Genomic DNA, 16,912 nt, shown 5'->3' on the forward strand with positions numbered 1-16,912 from the left:
GACAAACAAATTTCGATTGAAAACCCAAACCCCGCCCTGCAGGGCAGGGGGAGCCGACCCCGGCCTGAAGGCTTGTCGCTAATTTTTGGCTGCCACAAAAGGCAATCCGCCCACGCTCAACAAACTGGGACTGGCGCGACGGGTCAATGACTTGCGTTAGCAACACAGTATGGCCAGCTTTTTCCACGGATGCTCAAGCCACTGACCGACATCATGACAGACAAAGATGACTCTAACTTATTGTTTTGATTGAAGTTTTTACTTTGTTTTGGTTACATCATCGCCGGTAAAAAATAATGCGGTCATTTTTCACACTGGGTCCAAAACGGGTTCAATCTGACCTCTACACCCACCAAGGCCATGAGTGAAAGCCAACACCAGGCTGAGGAGGGTACGAACCAGGTCGTTGGCGGTTTTTCATCTTCAAGGAGTTTGTGATGCGCATATGGAAGTTTCATGCACCCACTTTGGCAGAACAAGGCGGCACAGTGTTGTCCGACTACCTGGCCAAAATGTCTTACCTTGCTTTTGACCATGCCATTGGGGTGAGTGAGGGGTTTTGGGTGAATGTGGTGACGGGGCCTACAAACACCATGGCTACGACAACGACGACAACAACTTCGACCAGCACGTCATCGTGGGCGACAACTACTACAACAACGACTTCGACAACCTTACCCGACGCGGGCTTAGAGCCCATTTCTGTAGGCAATATGCCCTTAATTGCAGCATGAGGCGGGGGGGCTAAACGATTACACTCGTTGCCGAGTCATATTCTTTCAATTTTGGTTTGGCAGGCGTAGCAACGGAAAAGTCGGCGCGTTAGGGTGACGGGTTGGTGATGATCGGTTGATAAGGGGAACGAAAATGTTTCAGGTACTGATGAACGGGATTCGGGCGCTGGCGGAATGGCTGGAGTCGGGAAATGGTACACATTCCGGCATGCGGTCTGCTTCTACTGATCGCGGCTCTGCTCAAAGCCGCGTAATGGTCAGGAAGTCGGCGCTGGCGAGACGGGGAGTCAGTGGATTTTTCGAATCCGGCCGCTTTATTTTGTCAGTCTGGATAGCCCTGTTTTCCTTGAGTGCATCCGCCCTGACGATTACTCATAACGGGGGAGTAATTTCCGGAACGAGTACAAACCTTACTTACGCCAAGGCAATCTGGAAGAGCACCGAGGCGCACGATTCCACCTTCAATTCAAACAACGCTGTCAATTATCTTCTGATCGATGATGTCTATCGTACAGGATCACTTGTGATCACAAGTCCGTTGAAGGCAGGGCAGAAACTGTCGCTTTACCGTCTGGTTGGAACCTCAAACAATTACACAACTCAACTAGTGAAGACGATCGATGGGCCCAACTTCCTGCTGGTTAACTATGTGGCGCAGCCTGGAGAATATTTGGTCGAAATGCGTTTTGCTGGCGAGGATTACCCCCATGTCAGCTTCGATTTTTTTCCGGATGGTGACGGGAAGTCCTGTAATCATCTCCTACCGACAACCAACTGGACCTGCGAGCAATCCTGGTTGCCCGCCCACTACCGGAAAGATGTTGAGCCGTGGATACGCTCTCAGATTGGTCAGATCGCGTATCGCATTGGGGCGGTGGGCTATGCCAAGGAACTCGCCGATAAAAAAGTGGAAATGTTCGATCTTGCTTTTGATGCGGGTATGGCTGCAGCCCGTGCATATGCATCGTCCTCGCAAAGTTCTCCAGGTGCGAAAGTTGACGCGACTGCGGCGGCGAAAGAATTCCTGGATAGTAGACTCGGAAGCGTTACTGCAATGGTGTTAGATGCTAACGGCATTCAAACTATTGGCGTAGCGTTAGAGTCACTCAACAACCATTTGTCTATTGCTGCCCCACTCTTAAGGTTACTCACTGGCATTGATCCAAAAACTGGGGAGCCTCCCAATGTTGTGACAGTGATGCTGGATGTCCTCGATGTAGGTGAAAAATTGGGTTTAGACATCGTGTCGATCATGGGCAACAGCGTCGGAATAATCTCGCTTGCCGAACTCGAAGAGCGCTTCAATGAAACCAAGATCGCCTGGGCCATGCTCCAATCGTTGATTCAAGACAACTACGGCAAATGGGACGGCATGGTTGTCTCCGCCGGATTGACATCCGGAAGCAACCCGACCATGAACCAGATTATTGACGGATTCGCGGCTAAGCTTGGCTATGAGAATCTACCTTTGCTAGAAAACAAGTACGAGCGCGCCCGCGTAAATGCAATATTCCAAAAAGGCGCCACGGAATTGGGTGACTGGGTATCCACTCGCCGCACGATGGCAAACCCGTTCAATGACGCAGACTTTGACGGCGTAGCCAACACGCAAGATTCGGCGCCGAATGACCCGTCAATACCAGCACCAACCACCTACACACTCACTGTCACCAGTTCCGGTACAGGTTCCGGTAGCATCGTCAGCACGACTGCCGGCATCAATTGCGGTAACGATTGTTCGGAAAACTACACGGCGAACGCCAGCGTAACGCTAACCGCCACGCCGACCGCTGGCGGCACATTCACCGGCTGGTCCGGTGGCAGTTGCAGCGGAACGTCCACCACCTGCACCCTGACCATGGACGCAGCGAAGACGGTAACGGCGAGTTTCGCACCGGTTCAAGCTGCCGACAGCTTCACGCCGACCAGCGACTTCACCGACAACAGCGACGGCACGGTAACGCATAAGCTCACCGGGCTGACGTGGATGCGCTGCGCGATGGGGCAGACGTGGACGGGGGCGACCTGTTCCGGCACAGCCAGCACCTACACATTTGATCAGGCCAAAGCGCTGACTTCCGGCTTTGCTGGCAAGACCGATTGGCGGTTGCCGAGTCCTTGGGAACTGATCAGCATTGTTGACTACGACAACTACAATCCAGCTATCAATGGCACGATCTTCCCGAATACATCGAGTTCGTATCCGAGTTCACTATTCTGGTCAGGTTCGTCCAGCGCCTACCATACCGGCGCGTGGGACGTGGATTTCAGTGATGGCAACGCCTTTGGAAACGGCCGCAGCGGCAGCAACCGCGTTCGTCTAGTACGAGGCGGGCAGTCTTTGGGAACCTCCACCACCCCGGATTCAGACTTTACGGATAACGGGGATGGCACCGTCACCCACAAGAAGACCCACCTGACGTGGAAACGTTGTGCCGAAGGGCAAACCTGGATCGGTTCCACCTGTAGCGGCACGGCTAGCAGCTATACCTACGATCAGGCCGTCGCACTGTCCGGCAGTTTTGCGGGTCAGAGCGATTGGCGCACCCCGAACATCCAGGAACTGCAATCCATACTCGAGTACGCCAACTACCCACCCATCAACACGACGATCTTCCCGAATACACCGAGTTCGCATTTCTGGTCAGGTTCGCCCTACGCCGGCAATTCTGGCGTAGGGTTGGTCGTGGATTTCCGCTATGGCAACGCCGGAGCCGGTGGCCCGAGCAGCATCCTTCCCGTTCGCCTCGTGCGTGGTACACAAACCTCTCCCAGTGTTGATCTGGCCTCGGGCCTCGTTGCCTATTATCCCTTCGATGGGAATGCTAATGATGCGAGCGGAAATGGACATCATGGGACCACATCGGGCGGGGTCAGCTTTGTCACTAGCCCCGTTGGCAGTGCCGCATCATTCGATGGCACAAGTGGAACAAAGATTCAGATTCCGAACAAGGCACTGAATAGCCTGCCAAGTGGTACCGTTGCAATGTGGTTCAAGCTAAATAAGTCATCGACATACAGTGTGTTGCTTGATAAGACTCATACATATGTAGCGAACTACTTCCAGTTACTTGTCGAACCAAATGGCGAGACTCGGGTTGGACTGGATTATGGATCGTCATCGACTTCAGACCCGGGAATAGATTGGTCCCGGCGTGCCAAGACAAAAGCGACAACTGGGCAGTGGTATTTTCTGGTATTTACTTGGGATGGATCAAAGTGGGTCTATTACTTTGACGGCCAGCTTGATTCACAGTTCGCAACTTCAAAGGTGCTACAAAACTTCGACTACCCGGTGTATATCGGAGCCGGCGTGGACTACTTTCAACCTCTCAACGGACAAGTCGACGAAGTCCGCATCTACAACCGCGCCCTCTCCGCCGCCGAAGTCCAGCAGCTCTACGGTGCAGTAGCCACCCTAGCCTCGCTATCCCTAACCGCCCCCGCCACCCTGCAATCCTCGGGCAAGACGACGCTCAGCGCCAGCGCCGCCTACTCCGACAGCACAACCAAGACCGTCACCCCCACCTGGACTAGTTCCAACCCGGACGTGGCTGCGGTGTCCGCCACGGGCGTGCTCACCGCCGGCAGCGTTGCGGCCGATACCCAGGTCACGCTGACCGCCAGCTATACCGAGAACGGTAAAACAGTCACCGCCAGCAAGACGCTAACCATCAAGGCCGCGACTGTGGCGCAAGCGCCGACTATTGTCACAGTGATCGCCGGTCAAGGCCAGGCGACGATCAGTTTCACCGCCCCAACGGACAACGGCGGCGCGGCGATCACTGGCTACACGGTGACCGCCAGCCCCGGCGGACTCACCGCCAGCGGCACGGCCAGTCCGTTGACTGTCACCGGTCTCAGCAACGGCACTGCCTATACCTTCACGGTAAAGGCGACCAATAGCGCCGGTGCCAGCGCGGCTTCGGCGGCCTCCAACAGCGTTACGCCGACCGCTCCGGTAACGAACGGTGCGTGCGGCAGCGCCCATAACACGGCATTGACGAGCGCGCCGGCCAGCGGCCTGTGCACTAACGGCACGGCCGGCGCAGTGAGCGGCAGCGGCCCGTGGGCGTGGAGTTGCGCCGGTAGCGGTAGCGGTGGCGGCAGCACGGCGCAATGCAACACGACATCCGCGGCGGTCAGCGGCACCTGCGGCAGCGCCCACAACACGGCATCGTCCAGCGCGCCGACCAGCAGCGGCCTGTGCGCCACCGGCACGGCCGGCGTGGTAAGCGGCAGCGGCCCGTGGGCGTGGAGTTGCGCGGGTAGCAGTGGCGGCGGCACGGCGCAATGCACGACCACATCGGCGAAGCCACCAGTAACGTTGACGCCAGGATGGAACCTGCTGGGCAACGGCGTCGAGGCGGATATCGATGTGACGCAGACTTTTGGCGACGGCAGCAAGTTCTTCACGATCTGGAAATGGGTGACCAGCGGGAGCGCAGCGGGGATAAGCTACCCGGCCTGGGCCTTCTACACCCCAAGCCTGGCCGATGGTGGCCAAGCCTACGCTGCCAGCAAGGGCTACGAGTTGCTCGCCGTCATCAAGGGCGGTGATGGCTTCTGGGTGAATGCCAAGACAGGCTTCACCTACGCCTTGCCGGCGGGCACCCCGATTGCCTCGTCGAGCTTCCAGCCGGAAGGCGGTTTTCGCGCCTTGGGCGCGGGTTGGCGCTTGATGGCCACCGGCGATAACCCGACGCCGACCCGCTTCAACGATAACCTTTCTCTCTCGCCGCCTGCTCCCGGAGTGATCGCCGAGAATATCAAGACCTTGTGGGCATGGGATGCGGATCGAGGCGGCTGGTATTTCTGGGCGCCGAGTCTGGTGAATAGCAGTGGTTTGGCGAACTACCTGAGCAGCAAAGGCTACCTGGATTTCACTACGCTGCCGTCCACGCCAACAGGCACACTTTCACCAACGACAGGGTTCTGGGTGAATATGCCGTGAAGTAGGCACCGGCGGGACGGCGCATAATTTGGCCATGAAAAAGTTCACGAGGTTGAACCACGTTTTGCCGACGGCGGCTGTGCAGGGAGAGCGGCCGCTCAGATAACTCAGGTGACAGACCGCTCCCGGCCATCAGCCGACACTGACGCCACTGAATATCCCCACCTCTGAGCGTCGGATCCAGGCGGGATAGCGGTCATCCATCTACCTGCACGACTGACTCAGCCGTGGGAGACCGTTCCCAATCGTTGCATCAACTTGACCGCCACGCTGCGGCTGCGTCCCTGCGCTTTAACTCCCGTATTGCGCTTCGCTTCATACGGGCTACGTTGCTGCCTGACCCACGCAAAATATAAGTGTCATTTTTGCCTCTAACGCCCGTCTGGCTTGCATTGGTAGCTATCAAATTCATAGTTCATGGCACGGATGAAGCGTTGCGCAATCCGTGAGTTTGTGAGCTTGGGGCGGGCATGGTGCTTTGTGGAAGCGGCATCCTGCCGCTTTCAACTTGTCAAGCGCCAAGATGGCGCTTCTACAAAGTGCCATTTGGCATTCCACACGGATCATCGGGAAATCTGACGTTTGCCGTGCCTAAAATGAAATAAATCCCTACCTCAAATGACCCCATGATTCGCAAAAAGCTCCCCATTGGCATTCAGACCTTTCGAGAAATTCGGGAAGAAGGGTATTACTACGTTGACAAAAGCGGCCATGCCGTGCGTTTGGCCAACGAGGGCAAATATTATTTTTTGTCGCGGCCACGGCGGTTTGGCAAGAGTTTGTTTTTGGATACGCTGAAAAACCTGTTTGAAGGACAGCAGGAATTGTTCAAAGGTCTGGCCGCCGAGACCTGCTGGGACTGGAGTCGCAAGTCGCCGGTGATTTTTATTAGTTTTGCCGAAGGGGTGGTGCATAGCCGTGAAGCGCTGAATGCCAAAATCACTGAGCAATTGGATGTCAATCAAGAGGTCTTGGGCTTGCATACTACCCAGCCCCTGCTCTCTGCCCGCTTTAGTGAACTGATTCGTTTGACCCGAGCCAAGTACGGCTTGCGCGTGGTGGTGTTGGTGGATGAATACGACAAACCCATGCTGGACAACATCACCAACCCCGACATTGCCAGCGAGATGCGTGATGGTCTGCGTGATCTGTATTCGGTCATCAAAGGGCAAGATGCCAATGTTCAATTTGCCATGCTCACGGGCGTTTCCAAATTCAGCAAAGTGAACCTGTTTTCTGGTTTGAATAACTTGACTGACATCACTTTGGATGAACGCTACAGTGATATTTGTGGCTATACCGATGCCGATGTCGATACGGTGTTTGCACCAGAATTGCCGGGTTTGGACCGTGAACTGATTCGCGAGTGGTACAACGGTTACAACTGGCTGGGCACTTCGGTCTATAACCCTTTTGGTTTATTGCAGTTGTTTGACACCCGCAAGTTTAAGCCCCATTGGTTTGAAACCGGTACGCCTGATTTTTTAATTCAACTGTTGCAAAAGCGCCAGCAATTCACCCCCGACTTGTCGCGCATGGTGGCTTCCGAGACCCTGTTATCCACCTTTGATGTAAACACCATTCCCGTAGAAGCCCTGATGTTTCAGGCAGGCTATTTGACCATTGACAGCGTTGGTCAAATGCCTGGGCGGCTGACATTAACGCTGAAATACCCCAACCTGGAAGTTCAGGCCAGTCTGAACAACTGCCTTTTGCACAGCCTGACGGGCAGCTTGAGCGTGCCGGAGTCCCATCAGGATCGCCTGTACGACCTGCTGAAAAACCAAGACTTTGCCGGCCTCAAAAACCTGTTTCACGCTTTCTATGCCAGCATTGCCAACGACTGGTATCGCAAAAACGAACTCAGTGGCTACGAAGGCTATTACGTCAGCATTTTCTACAGCTACTTTGCTGCGCTTGGCTTGCACATTCAACTCGAAGACCCCACCAACTTTGGCTGCATTGACATGACCGTTCTGTTTCATGGCCAGGTGTTTTTGTTTGAGTTCAAGGTGGTCAAGGGCAGATCACGCGGGGGCGCACTGAAGCAAATCAAGGAACGAAACTATGCGCAAAAGTACCAGCATCGGGGTGAGCCAATTCATCTGATCGGTGTGGAGTTCAGCAAAACCACCAGAAACATTGTGAGGTTTGAGGTTGAAACGATGCAGGTTTTGTAGTTTGTACAACGTGTTTTTTTATGGCTGGCTTTGGCCGTGCCCTTGGTCCACAGTAACATCGACCAGCACGTCATCCATGGAGAAAACTGTGCGTACTGCCCCATCACGCTGCATGGAGTAGCGCAGCCGTTAGGGTACCGATACCATGTACTTTGCGTTATGGAGTAAAAAGTGAAATGCAACTTCTCTGAACTCAAGCTCCGCCAAATCGATGCCAACCTCAACCGTTGGCGCAGTGCCGACTTGCCAGCGCGCCCGCCCATAGGCTGGCTCAAGGCCATCCGCGAGGGCCTGGGCATGGCCAAAACGGACCTCGCCGATCGGCTGGGTGTCACCACGTCTACCGTCACCCGGCTGGAGACCTCCGAGGCCGATGACACCATCAGCCTGGCCACCTTGCGCCGTGCCGCCGAAGCCATGGGTTGCGAGTTGCAATACGCCCTGGTGCCCAAGCAGTCCTTGGCCGACACTCTGGAAAACCGCGCCATGGCGTTGGCACGCCAGCAAATGGCATCCATCAGTCACACCATGGCGCTAGAAGCACAAGCGACTTCACACGAGGCTCTCGAATGGCAAACCCGCACCCTGGCTGAGGACCTGCTCAAGGGTCCATGGCACGTCCTTTGGAAACAACCGAAGCGGGAAGCCAAATAGCGATGACTATCAAACTCGACGATCCCCACGGTGCCACACCGCTTGATGCTGACGAGATCGCCAGCCTGATTCCCGGCCACATCACCACGCAGGGCGAACTGAACGAATGGGAGCAACTCAACATCTTCCAGGGTGAGTATTGGGCATACCAACAACGCACGGAAATCCTCACCGAAGACTTTTTGTGCCAGTTGCACAAGCAAATGTTCGGCGAAACCTGGAAATGGGCAGGCCAGTTTCGCAAGACCGACACGAACATCGGCGTTGATTGGTTCAAGATCGGTGTCGAAGTCAAAAATCTGCTCGACGATGCCCGCTACCAGATCGAACACGCCAGCTATCCGCCCGACGAAATCGCGGTGCGCTTCCATCATCGCCTAGTCGCCATTCATCTCTTCCCCAACGGCAATGGCCGCCATGCCCGTCTGATGGCCGATCTGCTCGTCAAGCGTCTGGGCCAGCCCCGTTTCACTTGGGGCAGCCGTAGTTTGGTCCATGTCGGCGAAACACGTCAGCAATACATCGCAGCCCTGCAAGCGGCCAACAAGCATGACATCAGGCCCTTGCTCGCGTTCGCCAGAAGTTGAACCCAACTGCAACCGCCACCACACCACGCTGGCTAAAAAGAAAGTGGCGCGGACGAACCTCCAAGGAGAGAAATCATGTTGACCCTGCGTGCCACCCTGGAACCCGATGGCCATCTCACCTTGCCGCCGAGCCTGCTGCACGAACGCCAGATGTCGGTATTGGTCACTTTTCTTGACGAGATGCCCGCGCCGCAAACACAAGGCAGCGCCGCCGCCACGCTGGCACTGCTGCAATCGCCAGCGTTTCGCAATTTGCCCAAGAGCAATGCGGAGGAAATGGAACAGCGCATCGCCGAATTGCGCAACGACTGGAAGGACGACTGATGCGTCGCGCCTATGTTGATAGCTGTGTGTGCATCTATTGGGTGGAGCAGGAAGCGCCGCAATCCGAAGCGGCTTTGCGCTGGTTGGCGGACAACGCCGATGCTGTGCTCCATGTGTCGCCGCTGGTGCGACTGGAAGTCATGGTCAAGCCGATGCGCCTCCACCAAATCGCGCTCATTGATGCCTATGAATTGCTGCTGTCACGCCAGACCTGGCTTTCCATCAACGATGCGATATTTGCCCATGCACTGGACCTGCGCAGCCAGTTTGGCCTGAAAACGCCGGATGCATTGCATTTGGCCACCGCGCAGCATCATGGTTGCAATGAAATCTGGACCAACGACAACCGGTTGAAGGTGGCGGCAGGAGCCATGGCGGTACATGTCTTGGCAACGACAGACCCATCCAGTCCATGAAGGCTCCAGCCCAACCGTACCCGATGCGCTGACTGCGCGCCTGAAGGAACAGCCTAGGCGTTTCAATCCGATGTTGGAAGCTGCGCTCGTCGCCATTCTCTGGACGGACGAGAAGCGCGAATGGGAGGGCATGCTGCCCAAGATCAAGGTGCCGCCGCCGGAACTGTTTTCGTTGGATTCCTATACGCTACTGTGCGACGATCAACAAGAGGGAAATATAAGACCCATCGTTACTTTTCACCACAAGGAACTTCCATGCTTGCCCATTCGCTATCCCCCTGCATCACAACGAACAAGATCGATGAATCCCGCGATTTCTATATCAGGCACTTGGGTGCAAAAGTCACTTTCGACTGCGGCTGGTACGTCAACCTCGAATTCGGGAGCGGCGCCTCCCTGCAATTCATGGCGCCTCAGCTCGATCAGCCTGTTTGCCATCCCGTCGGTTTGACGTACAACTTCAGCGTTTCCGATGTCGATGCCGAGTTCCAGTCGCTCACAGCTTCCGGGTTGGTTGTAGTCATGCCGCTCGAAGACCATCCCTGGGGAGATCGTGGCTTTGCCATTCTGGATCCCAACGGCATCGTGCTGTACATCTATTCCGAGCGGGAACCCAGCCCGGAGTTCCAGCAATACTACAAGTGCTGATGCCATGTCCGCCAGAAGCATCTCCACCTTGCTCGAAGACATACGTCTTCTCGATCCAACTCGCTTTGCGCTTGTGCAGGCGTTGAGAGAAATCATTCTGGGTTTGGATTCCTCCATCTCTGAGGAAGTGAAGTACGGCGGGTTCTTGTTTTCCGCTCCCAAACCGTTTTGTGGCGTCTTTTCCTACGCAAAGCACGTTTCCGTGGAATTCGGTGCGGGCGCGTCGCTTCCAGACAAGTTTGGCGTACTGGAGGGGGCAGGCAAATTTCGTAGGCACATCAAGCTCGACTCGGCGCAGGATATCTTGGGGAAACATGTCCGCGAATATCTCTCCTTGGCGCTCAAGCTGTCCTCGGAACCGTGAGGACTGCTCAACCACTATTCCATCATGCGTTTGTTCGGACTATTTTTTCTGATTGTCGGAGTCGTGGTCACCATGGCTGCTGTGACTATCGGTATGCCATTCACCGGTGTTTATCTGCTGGGATTCATCGGCACTGGCGGCAGAGAGGCAGGCAAGGAATTGCTGATGTTCTTGCCGGCAACGCTGGGGTGCTTTGGCGTTGGCTTTGCTTTGATCAAGATCGGTCTATCCATGCGCAGACGGTAAGTCTGGCATCGCACGGGCAAGCCAGTAGCCCGGCGGCAGCGCAACGACATACCCCATACGACATTCATGATTCGCAAACACCAATTCACCCCTGCCAACAACACACGGCTACAGCACCTGTGCGGGCCGATGGATTCCCATTTGCGGACCATCGAAGCGCATTTGGCGGTGCGCATCGAGCACCGGCATGGGCACTTTCGCGTAGACGGAGCCAAAGGCCCGACGAACCAGTGCATCGAGTTGCTGCAAGCCCTGTACGAAATGGCCGACCGCCCGATTGAGGACGGGGTATTGCGCACGATGCTCGGCGACCCTGTTCCCGAGCTGGACGAAGCAGCCTTTGCCATCGCCGCAGGCAGGCGACAAGTGCAGCCGCGTTCTGCCAATCAGGCACGCTATCTGGAGGCTATCGCCACGCACGACCTCACTTTCGGGCTGGGGCCTGCGGGAACCGGCAAGACTTACCTGGCCGTGGCCATGGCTGTCGATGCCTTGCAGCGCAGCGCCGTGCAACGCATCGTGCTGACCCGCCCTGCGGTGGAAGCCGGGGAAAGGCTGGGCTTTTTGCCTGGAGACCTGACGCAAAAAATCGACCCCTATCTGCGCCCGCTCTACGATGCCCTGTACGACCTGCTGGGGCTGGAAGCCGTGCAAGGCGCCATCGACCGGCGAACGATTGAGGTCGCCCCGCTCGCATTCATGCGCGGGCGTACGCTCAACGCAGCGTTCGTGATCCTCGACGAAGCGCAAAACACCACGGCGGCGCAGATGAAGATGTTTCTAACCCGCATGGGGCAGGGGTCGAAAGTCGTCGTCACGGGGGATACGAGCCAGATCGACTTGCCCCCTTCCCAACCCAGTGGCCTCGTCGATGCGTTGCACGTGCTGCGCGACGTGGAAGGCCTTGCCGTATGCCGTCTCACCAGCGCCGACGTGGTGCGGCACCCGCTGGTGGCGAAGATCGTCAACGCCTACGATGCGAGTAGCCGATAGCACCCAGCACCCGCTATCTGGACAATCCCGCGCCTATGCGACCCGCTCCCCATCGCTTGCTACTCCTCGTCGGCGCAGTTGCCAGCGTAGCGTTGACGGCGTTCTTCGTGCTCGACGCACTGCAAAGCAACCTTGTTTTCTATTTCACGCCTTCCGAAGTCTTGGCCCACAAAGCGCCGCAGCAGGGGGTGTTCCGAATTGGCGGGGTGGTGCGGGAAGGGTCGGTAGTGCGGACGGGGTTGACGATTGCCTTTCGCGTCACCGACCTGGTGCATGATGTGGACGTGATGTACACCGGTGCTTTGCCCGACTTGTTCCGGGAAGGGAAGGGCGTGGTGGTGCAGGGGAGCTTTGGCGCGCAAGGGCAGTTCGTCGCCAGGGAAGTACTGGCCAAGCACGACGAAAACTACCGCCCCCCGGGGGCACGAACTTCAGCCCCCGCGCAACCCGGCGCCTAGCAAATACGTCTCGGAAGACTGCGTGCGGGAAGCCTGGGGCTTGAAGCGGCGCACAGTGCGGAACGTCTGCCGAAACAGTTGATCCAAGGCGGCATAGCTGCCAGCGTGAAAGGTTTTGGCCACCACGCTGCCCGCAGGATGCAGCCAAGCGCTGGCAACGTCCACGACCGTCTCGACCAGCTCTTCGACCCGTGCGGAATCGACGGAATCGATGCCGCTGAGGTTGGGCGCCATGTCCGACAACACCACGTCAACCTGCCGCCCGGACAGCAATGCGTCGAATTCCGTGCGAATGGCGTCGTCGCGAATGTCCCCGCGCAGGATATGCACCCCGTCGATTTGCTCCATCGGGAGTAGATCAAGCGCAATCAGCAGGCTGTTGCGACCCGCGCCAGGCATCGCTGCCCAGCGCCTGCGCACGTACTGGCTCCACGCGCCGGGGGCGGCGCCGAGATCGACGACGCACTGCCCTGGGCGAAACAGGTGCAGCTTCTCATCGATTTCCTGGAGCTTGAACGCAGAGCGGGCGCGGTAGTCCTGTTCCTGGGCGCGACGGACGTAGGGGTCGTGAACATGCGATTGGAACCAGGCCCGTTGCCCTTTTTTGGTGCTCATGGTGTGCCCCCGATAATCCTGCCATGCCCGCCCTGACCTTGCCCCCCGCGCAGCGCAAGCTGTACCGTGCCGAAGCCCATCATCTCGACCCCGTCGTGATGGTGGGGTCTTCGGGTTTGTCCGATGCCGTCAAGAAAGAGGTCGACGCCGCCTTGCGTGCGCATGGCCTGATCAAGGTGCGGGTGTTCAGCGACGACCGCAGCGAGCGGGAAGCGATGTTGGCAACGCTGGCCGATGAACTCAATGCAGCGCCCATCGGGCATCTGGGCAAGCTGTTGATGCTGTGGCGGGCCATTCCCGAACGCAGCAAACCCATCGATCCCGACCGCAAACCCGGCCCCAAAAAAGTCAAGGTGCTGAAATACAGCAAGCGAGGCGGGCAACGTCCGGAAGTCAAGATCGTGCGGGTGCTGGGCAACCAGCGGCTGACGCCGGGGGGCAAGGTCAAGAAGATCAAACGCGCCCATACCGTCAGCGCGAAGAAAAGGCCGCCTGGGGGGGTGTAGGAGCGACAAAAGTCGCGATGCGGCCTTGCCCCAGTACAACGCCAAGGTTCGCGCATCCTCCCTTGGCCTGCTGTGGGCACTGACGATGTCTACAGCCCCGCCTGCTTACTTGTATTCCACCGTGACGATGTCGTAGCAACGCAGCCCGCCGGGGGCTTGCACTTCGGCGACATCACCTTCGCGCTTGCCGATGAGCGCTCGGGCAATGGGGCTGTTGATGTTGATCCGCCCCTGTTTGAGGTCGGCTTCGTCCTCGCCCACGATTTGGTAGGTTGATCGCTGCCCACTGTCTTCGTCTTCGAGCGTGACGGTCGCGCCGAACACCACCAAGCCATTGGCCTGCAATTGCGCCGGGTCGATGACCTGCGCGCTGGCCAGCTTGGCCTCCAGTTCCTGGATGCGGCCTTCGATGAACCCTTGGCGGTTTTTGGCTGCGTCGTATTCGGCGTTTTCGCTGAGGTCGCCCTGCGAGCGTGCTTCGGCAATGGCTTCGATGACTGCCGGACGATCAACCGTTTTGAGACGATGCAATTCGGCATGCAGTTGCTCTGCGCCGCGTCGGGTCATGGGATAAGTGGCCACCGAATGCTCCAGATAGAAAAAAAAGGAAAAAAAAACGCCGGACGCTTTGTGCTCAGCGATATCGAAGCCCAACAGGGCGTAGAGCCTCCATCGCTGGCACAGGCCGTTCGGCGGCTGGCAGATTATGCCGAATCCCGTTTTTGGTGCATGGGAAGGGCACGAAGCCCCGGCGCCAGCATCCCAAGCAGCCCCAGCACCCATAGCGGAAGCAGCCCCCACTGGCCCATCCACCATGCATAGGGAGTAAGCCCGGTGCGGCCTTGCACGGTGGCATCGAGCACGGTGGCGGTGTGGGGCGCGGCGGCGTGGCGCACGTGCCCGGTGTGGTCGATCACCACAGTGCGGCCGGTGTTGGTCACCAGCAGCAAGGGGCGGGCAAATTCCCGGGCACGCACGCGGGCGATGTGCAGATGTTGGTCCATCGCCAGATGCTCGCCGAACCACCCCAGGTTGCTGAGGTTGGCGAGGATCGTCGGCGCACGGGCCGCATGGGAGAACGACGCAGCCATTTCCTCAGGGAACAGGGTCTCGTAGCAAATCGATGCCGCGATGCGTTGCCCTTGGTAGGTGAGAGGGGGTTGGGGCAGAGGCCCCCGTTCAAAATCTCCGTAAGGGATGTGCAGCATCTCGCGGAACCACGCAAATGGCACGGGGGTGAATTCGCCAAAAGGGACGAGGTGATGCTTGTCGTACTGCCACGGCATACCCAGCGCGACGACGGAATTGGTGTATCCGGCCTCCATATCCCCCAGCGTGATGCCGACGAGGGCTACGCGCTGGGTCTGCGCGTAGTGGTCTGCCAGCTCGCGCCAATAGCCGGGGGGGAGCCTGCGCGGCAGAACGGGAATCGCCGTTTCCGGCGTGAGTGTGAGGGCCGCCGGGCTGCGGAACAGCGCTGCGGCGTACCACTGCAACGATTGCGGGATGCCGCGCCGGGCGTCGAATTTCTCATCCTGTGGGATGTTGCCTTGCAGCAGGCGCACCGATAGTTCCCCGGCAGACTGCGTGGATGGCATGTCCGCAAGATAGGGGGCGATACACAGCGCAAGGAGGAGCGTCAGCATCGACATCGGGCTTGCGCCTACGGTTTGCCAGGTGCGCGCTGCAAGCAAACGGGCAGATAGCGCAGCGATAGCGACCGCCAAGGCGCCGGTGCCGTAGACGCCGACCCAGGGAATCCAAGGGGCCAAGGGTCCGTCGATTTGTGCATACCCGACTGCTCCCCATCCAAATCCGCTCCACAGCGTGCCACGGCATAGCTCGGCCAGCATCCACAGTGCGGAAAGAAGTAGGGCACGCAGCAAAGGGGAGGGTGGAGCAGCCCGGACATACCACGCACAAACCAGCACCTGGTATACAGCCAGCCCTGCGGCCAGCGCCAGCACCGAAGCCACTGCCATGGCCGGGGGCATCCCTCCGTAGGTGTGCAGCGATACGAAAACCCAGGCCAAGGCGCACCCAAACTGTGCCAGAGCAAAGCCCGCAGCAACCCGTACCGCTGCGCGGGGGGTGGCACAGGCATCGATCAATGCGGCAAACATCGCCAGCGCCAACCAGGACACCCACCACGCAGTCTGCCCACGTTCCAGCCCTATCGCGCTCCAGCCAGGGGACAGTGAAATAGGCCATGCCAGGCTGGCTGCCTGCATGGCTCCGGCCAGCACGGCCAACGCCGACGATCCTGTTCCACCCCGCATCAGGGGCTGCCCCTGTTGTGCCCAGCGCAGCTTACTGCGGGGCATCGTCGGGATGGCGCACGTTGAACCACTGGACGTAGCCGCCCTTGGCATAGACCACCGAAAAACGCAACCCACACAGCTCGTAGTGCTCCCCACGCTGGGGAACGTGGCCCATTCGGTGCGCAATCAACCCGCCGATGGTGTCGAGTTCCTGCTCCTCGGCGGAATTGCTGCGGTCGATGTGGATGCCCAGCACGTACTCGACCCGTTCGATGGGGGAATCGCCGCTGACGGTGTAGCTGTGATCGGGCACGTCATAGATGCTGCCTTCGCTTTTGCCGGAGTCGAACTCGTCTTCGATGTCGCCGACGATGACTTCGAGCACATCCTCAATGGTGATCAGCCCTGCCACCTCGCCGTACTCGTCGATCACGATGGCCAGGTGGTTGTGGTTGCTTTGGAAGTCCCGCAGCAAGTCGTTGAGTCGCTTGCTTTCTGGAACGAACACGGCGGGCCGCAGCAGACTACGTACCTCAATGCCCGGGTTGCGGTGCCATTTGAGCAAGTCCTTGGCCAGCAACACGCCAACGATGTTTTCCCGCCGTCCTTCGAAGACGGGGTAGCGCGAATGGCCGGAGCAGATCACCCCGTCAAGCATCACCTCTGGCATGGCACCGAGGTCGATCATGTCCATGCGCGCAGAAGGAACCATCACGTCGCCCGCGCTCATCTCGGCCATGCGGATTACCCCTTCGAGCATGTGCCGCGAGTCGGTGGGGATTAGCTCTTGCCGCTCGGCCCGGAGCAAGGTATCGAGCAGCTCGCTCGTCGAATCCGGCCCAGGGTGGATGAACTCGGCGATTTTTTGGAGCAGCGTGCGCTTGTCTTCCCCATCGAGTGGGGGGGCGGAATGATCGTTCACGGTGGAAAAAGCTGGACCCCACAGGGAACACACCCGGCGCGCCTAGTGCT

The 16,912-nt window shown here is 58.1% G+C and carries 17 protein-coding genes; 12 read left to right on the forward strand and 5 right to left on the reverse strand.

Annotated elements, in window-relative coordinates; genetic code table 11:
- Positions 1-517: 517 nt before the first annotated feature.
- Entirely contained in the window at positions 518-700 is a 183-nt protein-coding gene (locus CENROD_RS13825; protein ID WP_187292324.1) for a hypothetical protein, read from the reverse strand.
- Positions 701-867: 167 nt separating this feature from the next.
- Between CENROD_RS13825 and CENROD_RS02640 the strand changes: the two genes are divergently transcribed.
- The 11 genes from CENROD_RS02640 (at position 868) to ccmE (ending at position 12,558) form a co-directional block, all read left to right on the forward strand.
- On the forward strand, positions 868-5,688 hold the full coding sequence (locus CENROD_RS02640) for an Lcl domain-containing protein (RefSeq protein ID WP_022771536.1): 4,821 nt from the start codon (positions 868-870) through the stop codon (positions 5,686-5,688).
- Positions 5,689-6,314: 626 nt separating this feature from the next.
- Complete coding sequence (locus CENROD_RS02645; protein WP_022771537.1) at positions 6,315-7,868, forward strand: ATP-binding protein; 1,554 nt, start codon at positions 6,315-6,317, stop codon at positions 7,866-7,868.
- Positions 7,869-8,039: 171 nt separating this feature from the next.
- Positions 8,040-8,522, forward strand: a complete 483-nt coding sequence (locus CENROD_RS02650; RefSeq protein ID WP_022771538.1) for a mobile mystery protein A — start codon at positions 8,040-8,042, stop codon at positions 8,520-8,522.
- 2 nt (positions 8,523-8,524) lie between these two features.
- Positions 8,525-9,109, forward strand: coding sequence for a mobile mystery protein B (locus CENROD_RS02655; protein ID WP_022771539.1), 585 nt, complete (start codon positions 8,525-8,527; stop codon positions 9,107-9,109).
- 75 nt (positions 9,110-9,184) lie between these two features.
- Positions 9,185-9,433, forward strand: a complete 249-nt coding sequence (locus CENROD_RS02660; protein ID WP_022771540.1) for a hypothetical protein — start codon at positions 9,185-9,187, stop codon at positions 9,431-9,433.
- Complete coding sequence (locus CENROD_RS02665) at positions 9,433-9,849, forward strand: type II toxin-antitoxin system VapC family toxin (protein ID WP_022771541.1); 417 nt, start codon at positions 9,433-9,435, stop codon at positions 9,847-9,849. The genes CENROD_RS02660 and CENROD_RS02665 overlap by 1 nt, the downstream gene beginning before the upstream one ends.
- Before the next feature lie 255 nt (positions 9,850-10,104).
- Positions 10,105-10,497: a VOC family protein gene (locus CENROD_RS02670; protein WP_022771542.1), complete on the forward strand. Its 393-nt coding sequence runs from the start codon at positions 10,105-10,107 to the stop codon at positions 10,495-10,497.
- Between the two features lie 4 nt (positions 10,498-10,501).
- Positions 10,502-10,861, forward strand: coding sequence for a DUF1801 domain-containing protein (locus CENROD_RS02675; RefSeq protein ID WP_022771543.1), 360 nt, complete (start codon positions 10,502-10,504; stop codon positions 10,859-10,861).
- Positions 10,862-10,933: 72 nt separating this feature from the next.
- On the forward strand, positions 10,934-11,107 hold the full coding sequence (locus tag CENROD_RS13830) for a hypothetical protein (protein ID WP_187292325.1): 174 nt from the start codon (positions 10,934-10,936) through the stop codon (positions 11,105-11,107).
- A gap of 66 nt (positions 11,108-11,173) precedes the next feature.
- Positions 11,174-12,100 (forward strand): PhoH family protein, encoded by a 927-nt coding sequence (locus CENROD_RS02685; RefSeq protein ID WP_022771545.1) that lies wholly within the window; start codon positions 11,174-11,176, stop codon positions 12,098-12,100.
- Positions 12,101-12,135: 35 nt separating this feature from the next.
- Entirely contained in the window at positions 12,136-12,558 is a 423-nt protein-coding gene (gene ccmE / locus CENROD_RS02690) for a cytochrome c maturation protein CcmE (protein ID WP_022771546.1), read from the forward strand.
- Here ccmE and CENROD_RS02695 read toward each other — a convergent pair.
- Positions 12,532-13,173, reverse strand: a complete 642-nt coding sequence (locus tag CENROD_RS02695; RefSeq protein ID WP_022771547.1) for an RlmE family RNA methyltransferase — start codon at positions 13,171-13,173, stop codon at positions 12,532-12,534. The genes ccmE and CENROD_RS02695 overlap by 27 nt on opposite strands.
- A 23-nt stretch (positions 13,174-13,196) precedes the next feature.
- Here CENROD_RS02695 and CENROD_RS02700 point away from each other — a divergent pair, with 23 nt between their 5' ends.
- Positions 13,197-13,679, forward strand: a complete 483-nt coding sequence (locus CENROD_RS02700; RefSeq protein WP_022771548.1) for a YhbY family RNA-binding protein — start codon at positions 13,197-13,199, stop codon at positions 13,677-13,679.
- A 105-nt stretch (positions 13,680-13,784) separates the two neighbouring features.
- Here the strand turns inward: CENROD_RS02700 and greA are convergent, their stop codons facing one another.
- From greA to CENROD_RS02715, 3 genes are all read right to left on the reverse strand, one after another.
- On the reverse strand, positions 13,785-14,261 hold the full coding sequence (gene greA / locus CENROD_RS02705) for a transcription elongation factor GreA (protein ID WP_041193885.1): 477 nt from the start codon (positions 14,259-14,261) through the stop codon (positions 13,785-13,787).
- Between the two features lie 122 nt (positions 14,262-14,383).
- Positions 14,384-16,003: an apolipoprotein N-acyltransferase gene (gene lnt, locus CENROD_RS02710; protein ID WP_238551811.1), complete on the reverse strand. Its 1,620-nt coding sequence runs from the start codon at positions 16,001-16,003 to the stop codon at positions 14,384-14,386.
- Complete coding sequence (locus tag CENROD_RS02715; protein ID WP_022771551.1) at positions 15,990-16,862, reverse strand: HlyC/CorC family transporter; 873 nt, start codon at positions 16,860-16,862, stop codon at positions 15,990-15,992. Before CENROD_RS02715 ends, lnt begins: the two co-directional genes overlap by 14 nt.
- Positions 16,863-16,912 lie beyond the last annotated feature (50 nt).

This window comes from Candidatus Symbiobacter mobilis CR (assembly GCF_000477435.1).
GTDB lineage: Bacteria > Pseudomonadota > Gammaproteobacteria > Burkholderiales > Burkholderiaceae_C > Rhodoferax > Rhodoferax mobilis.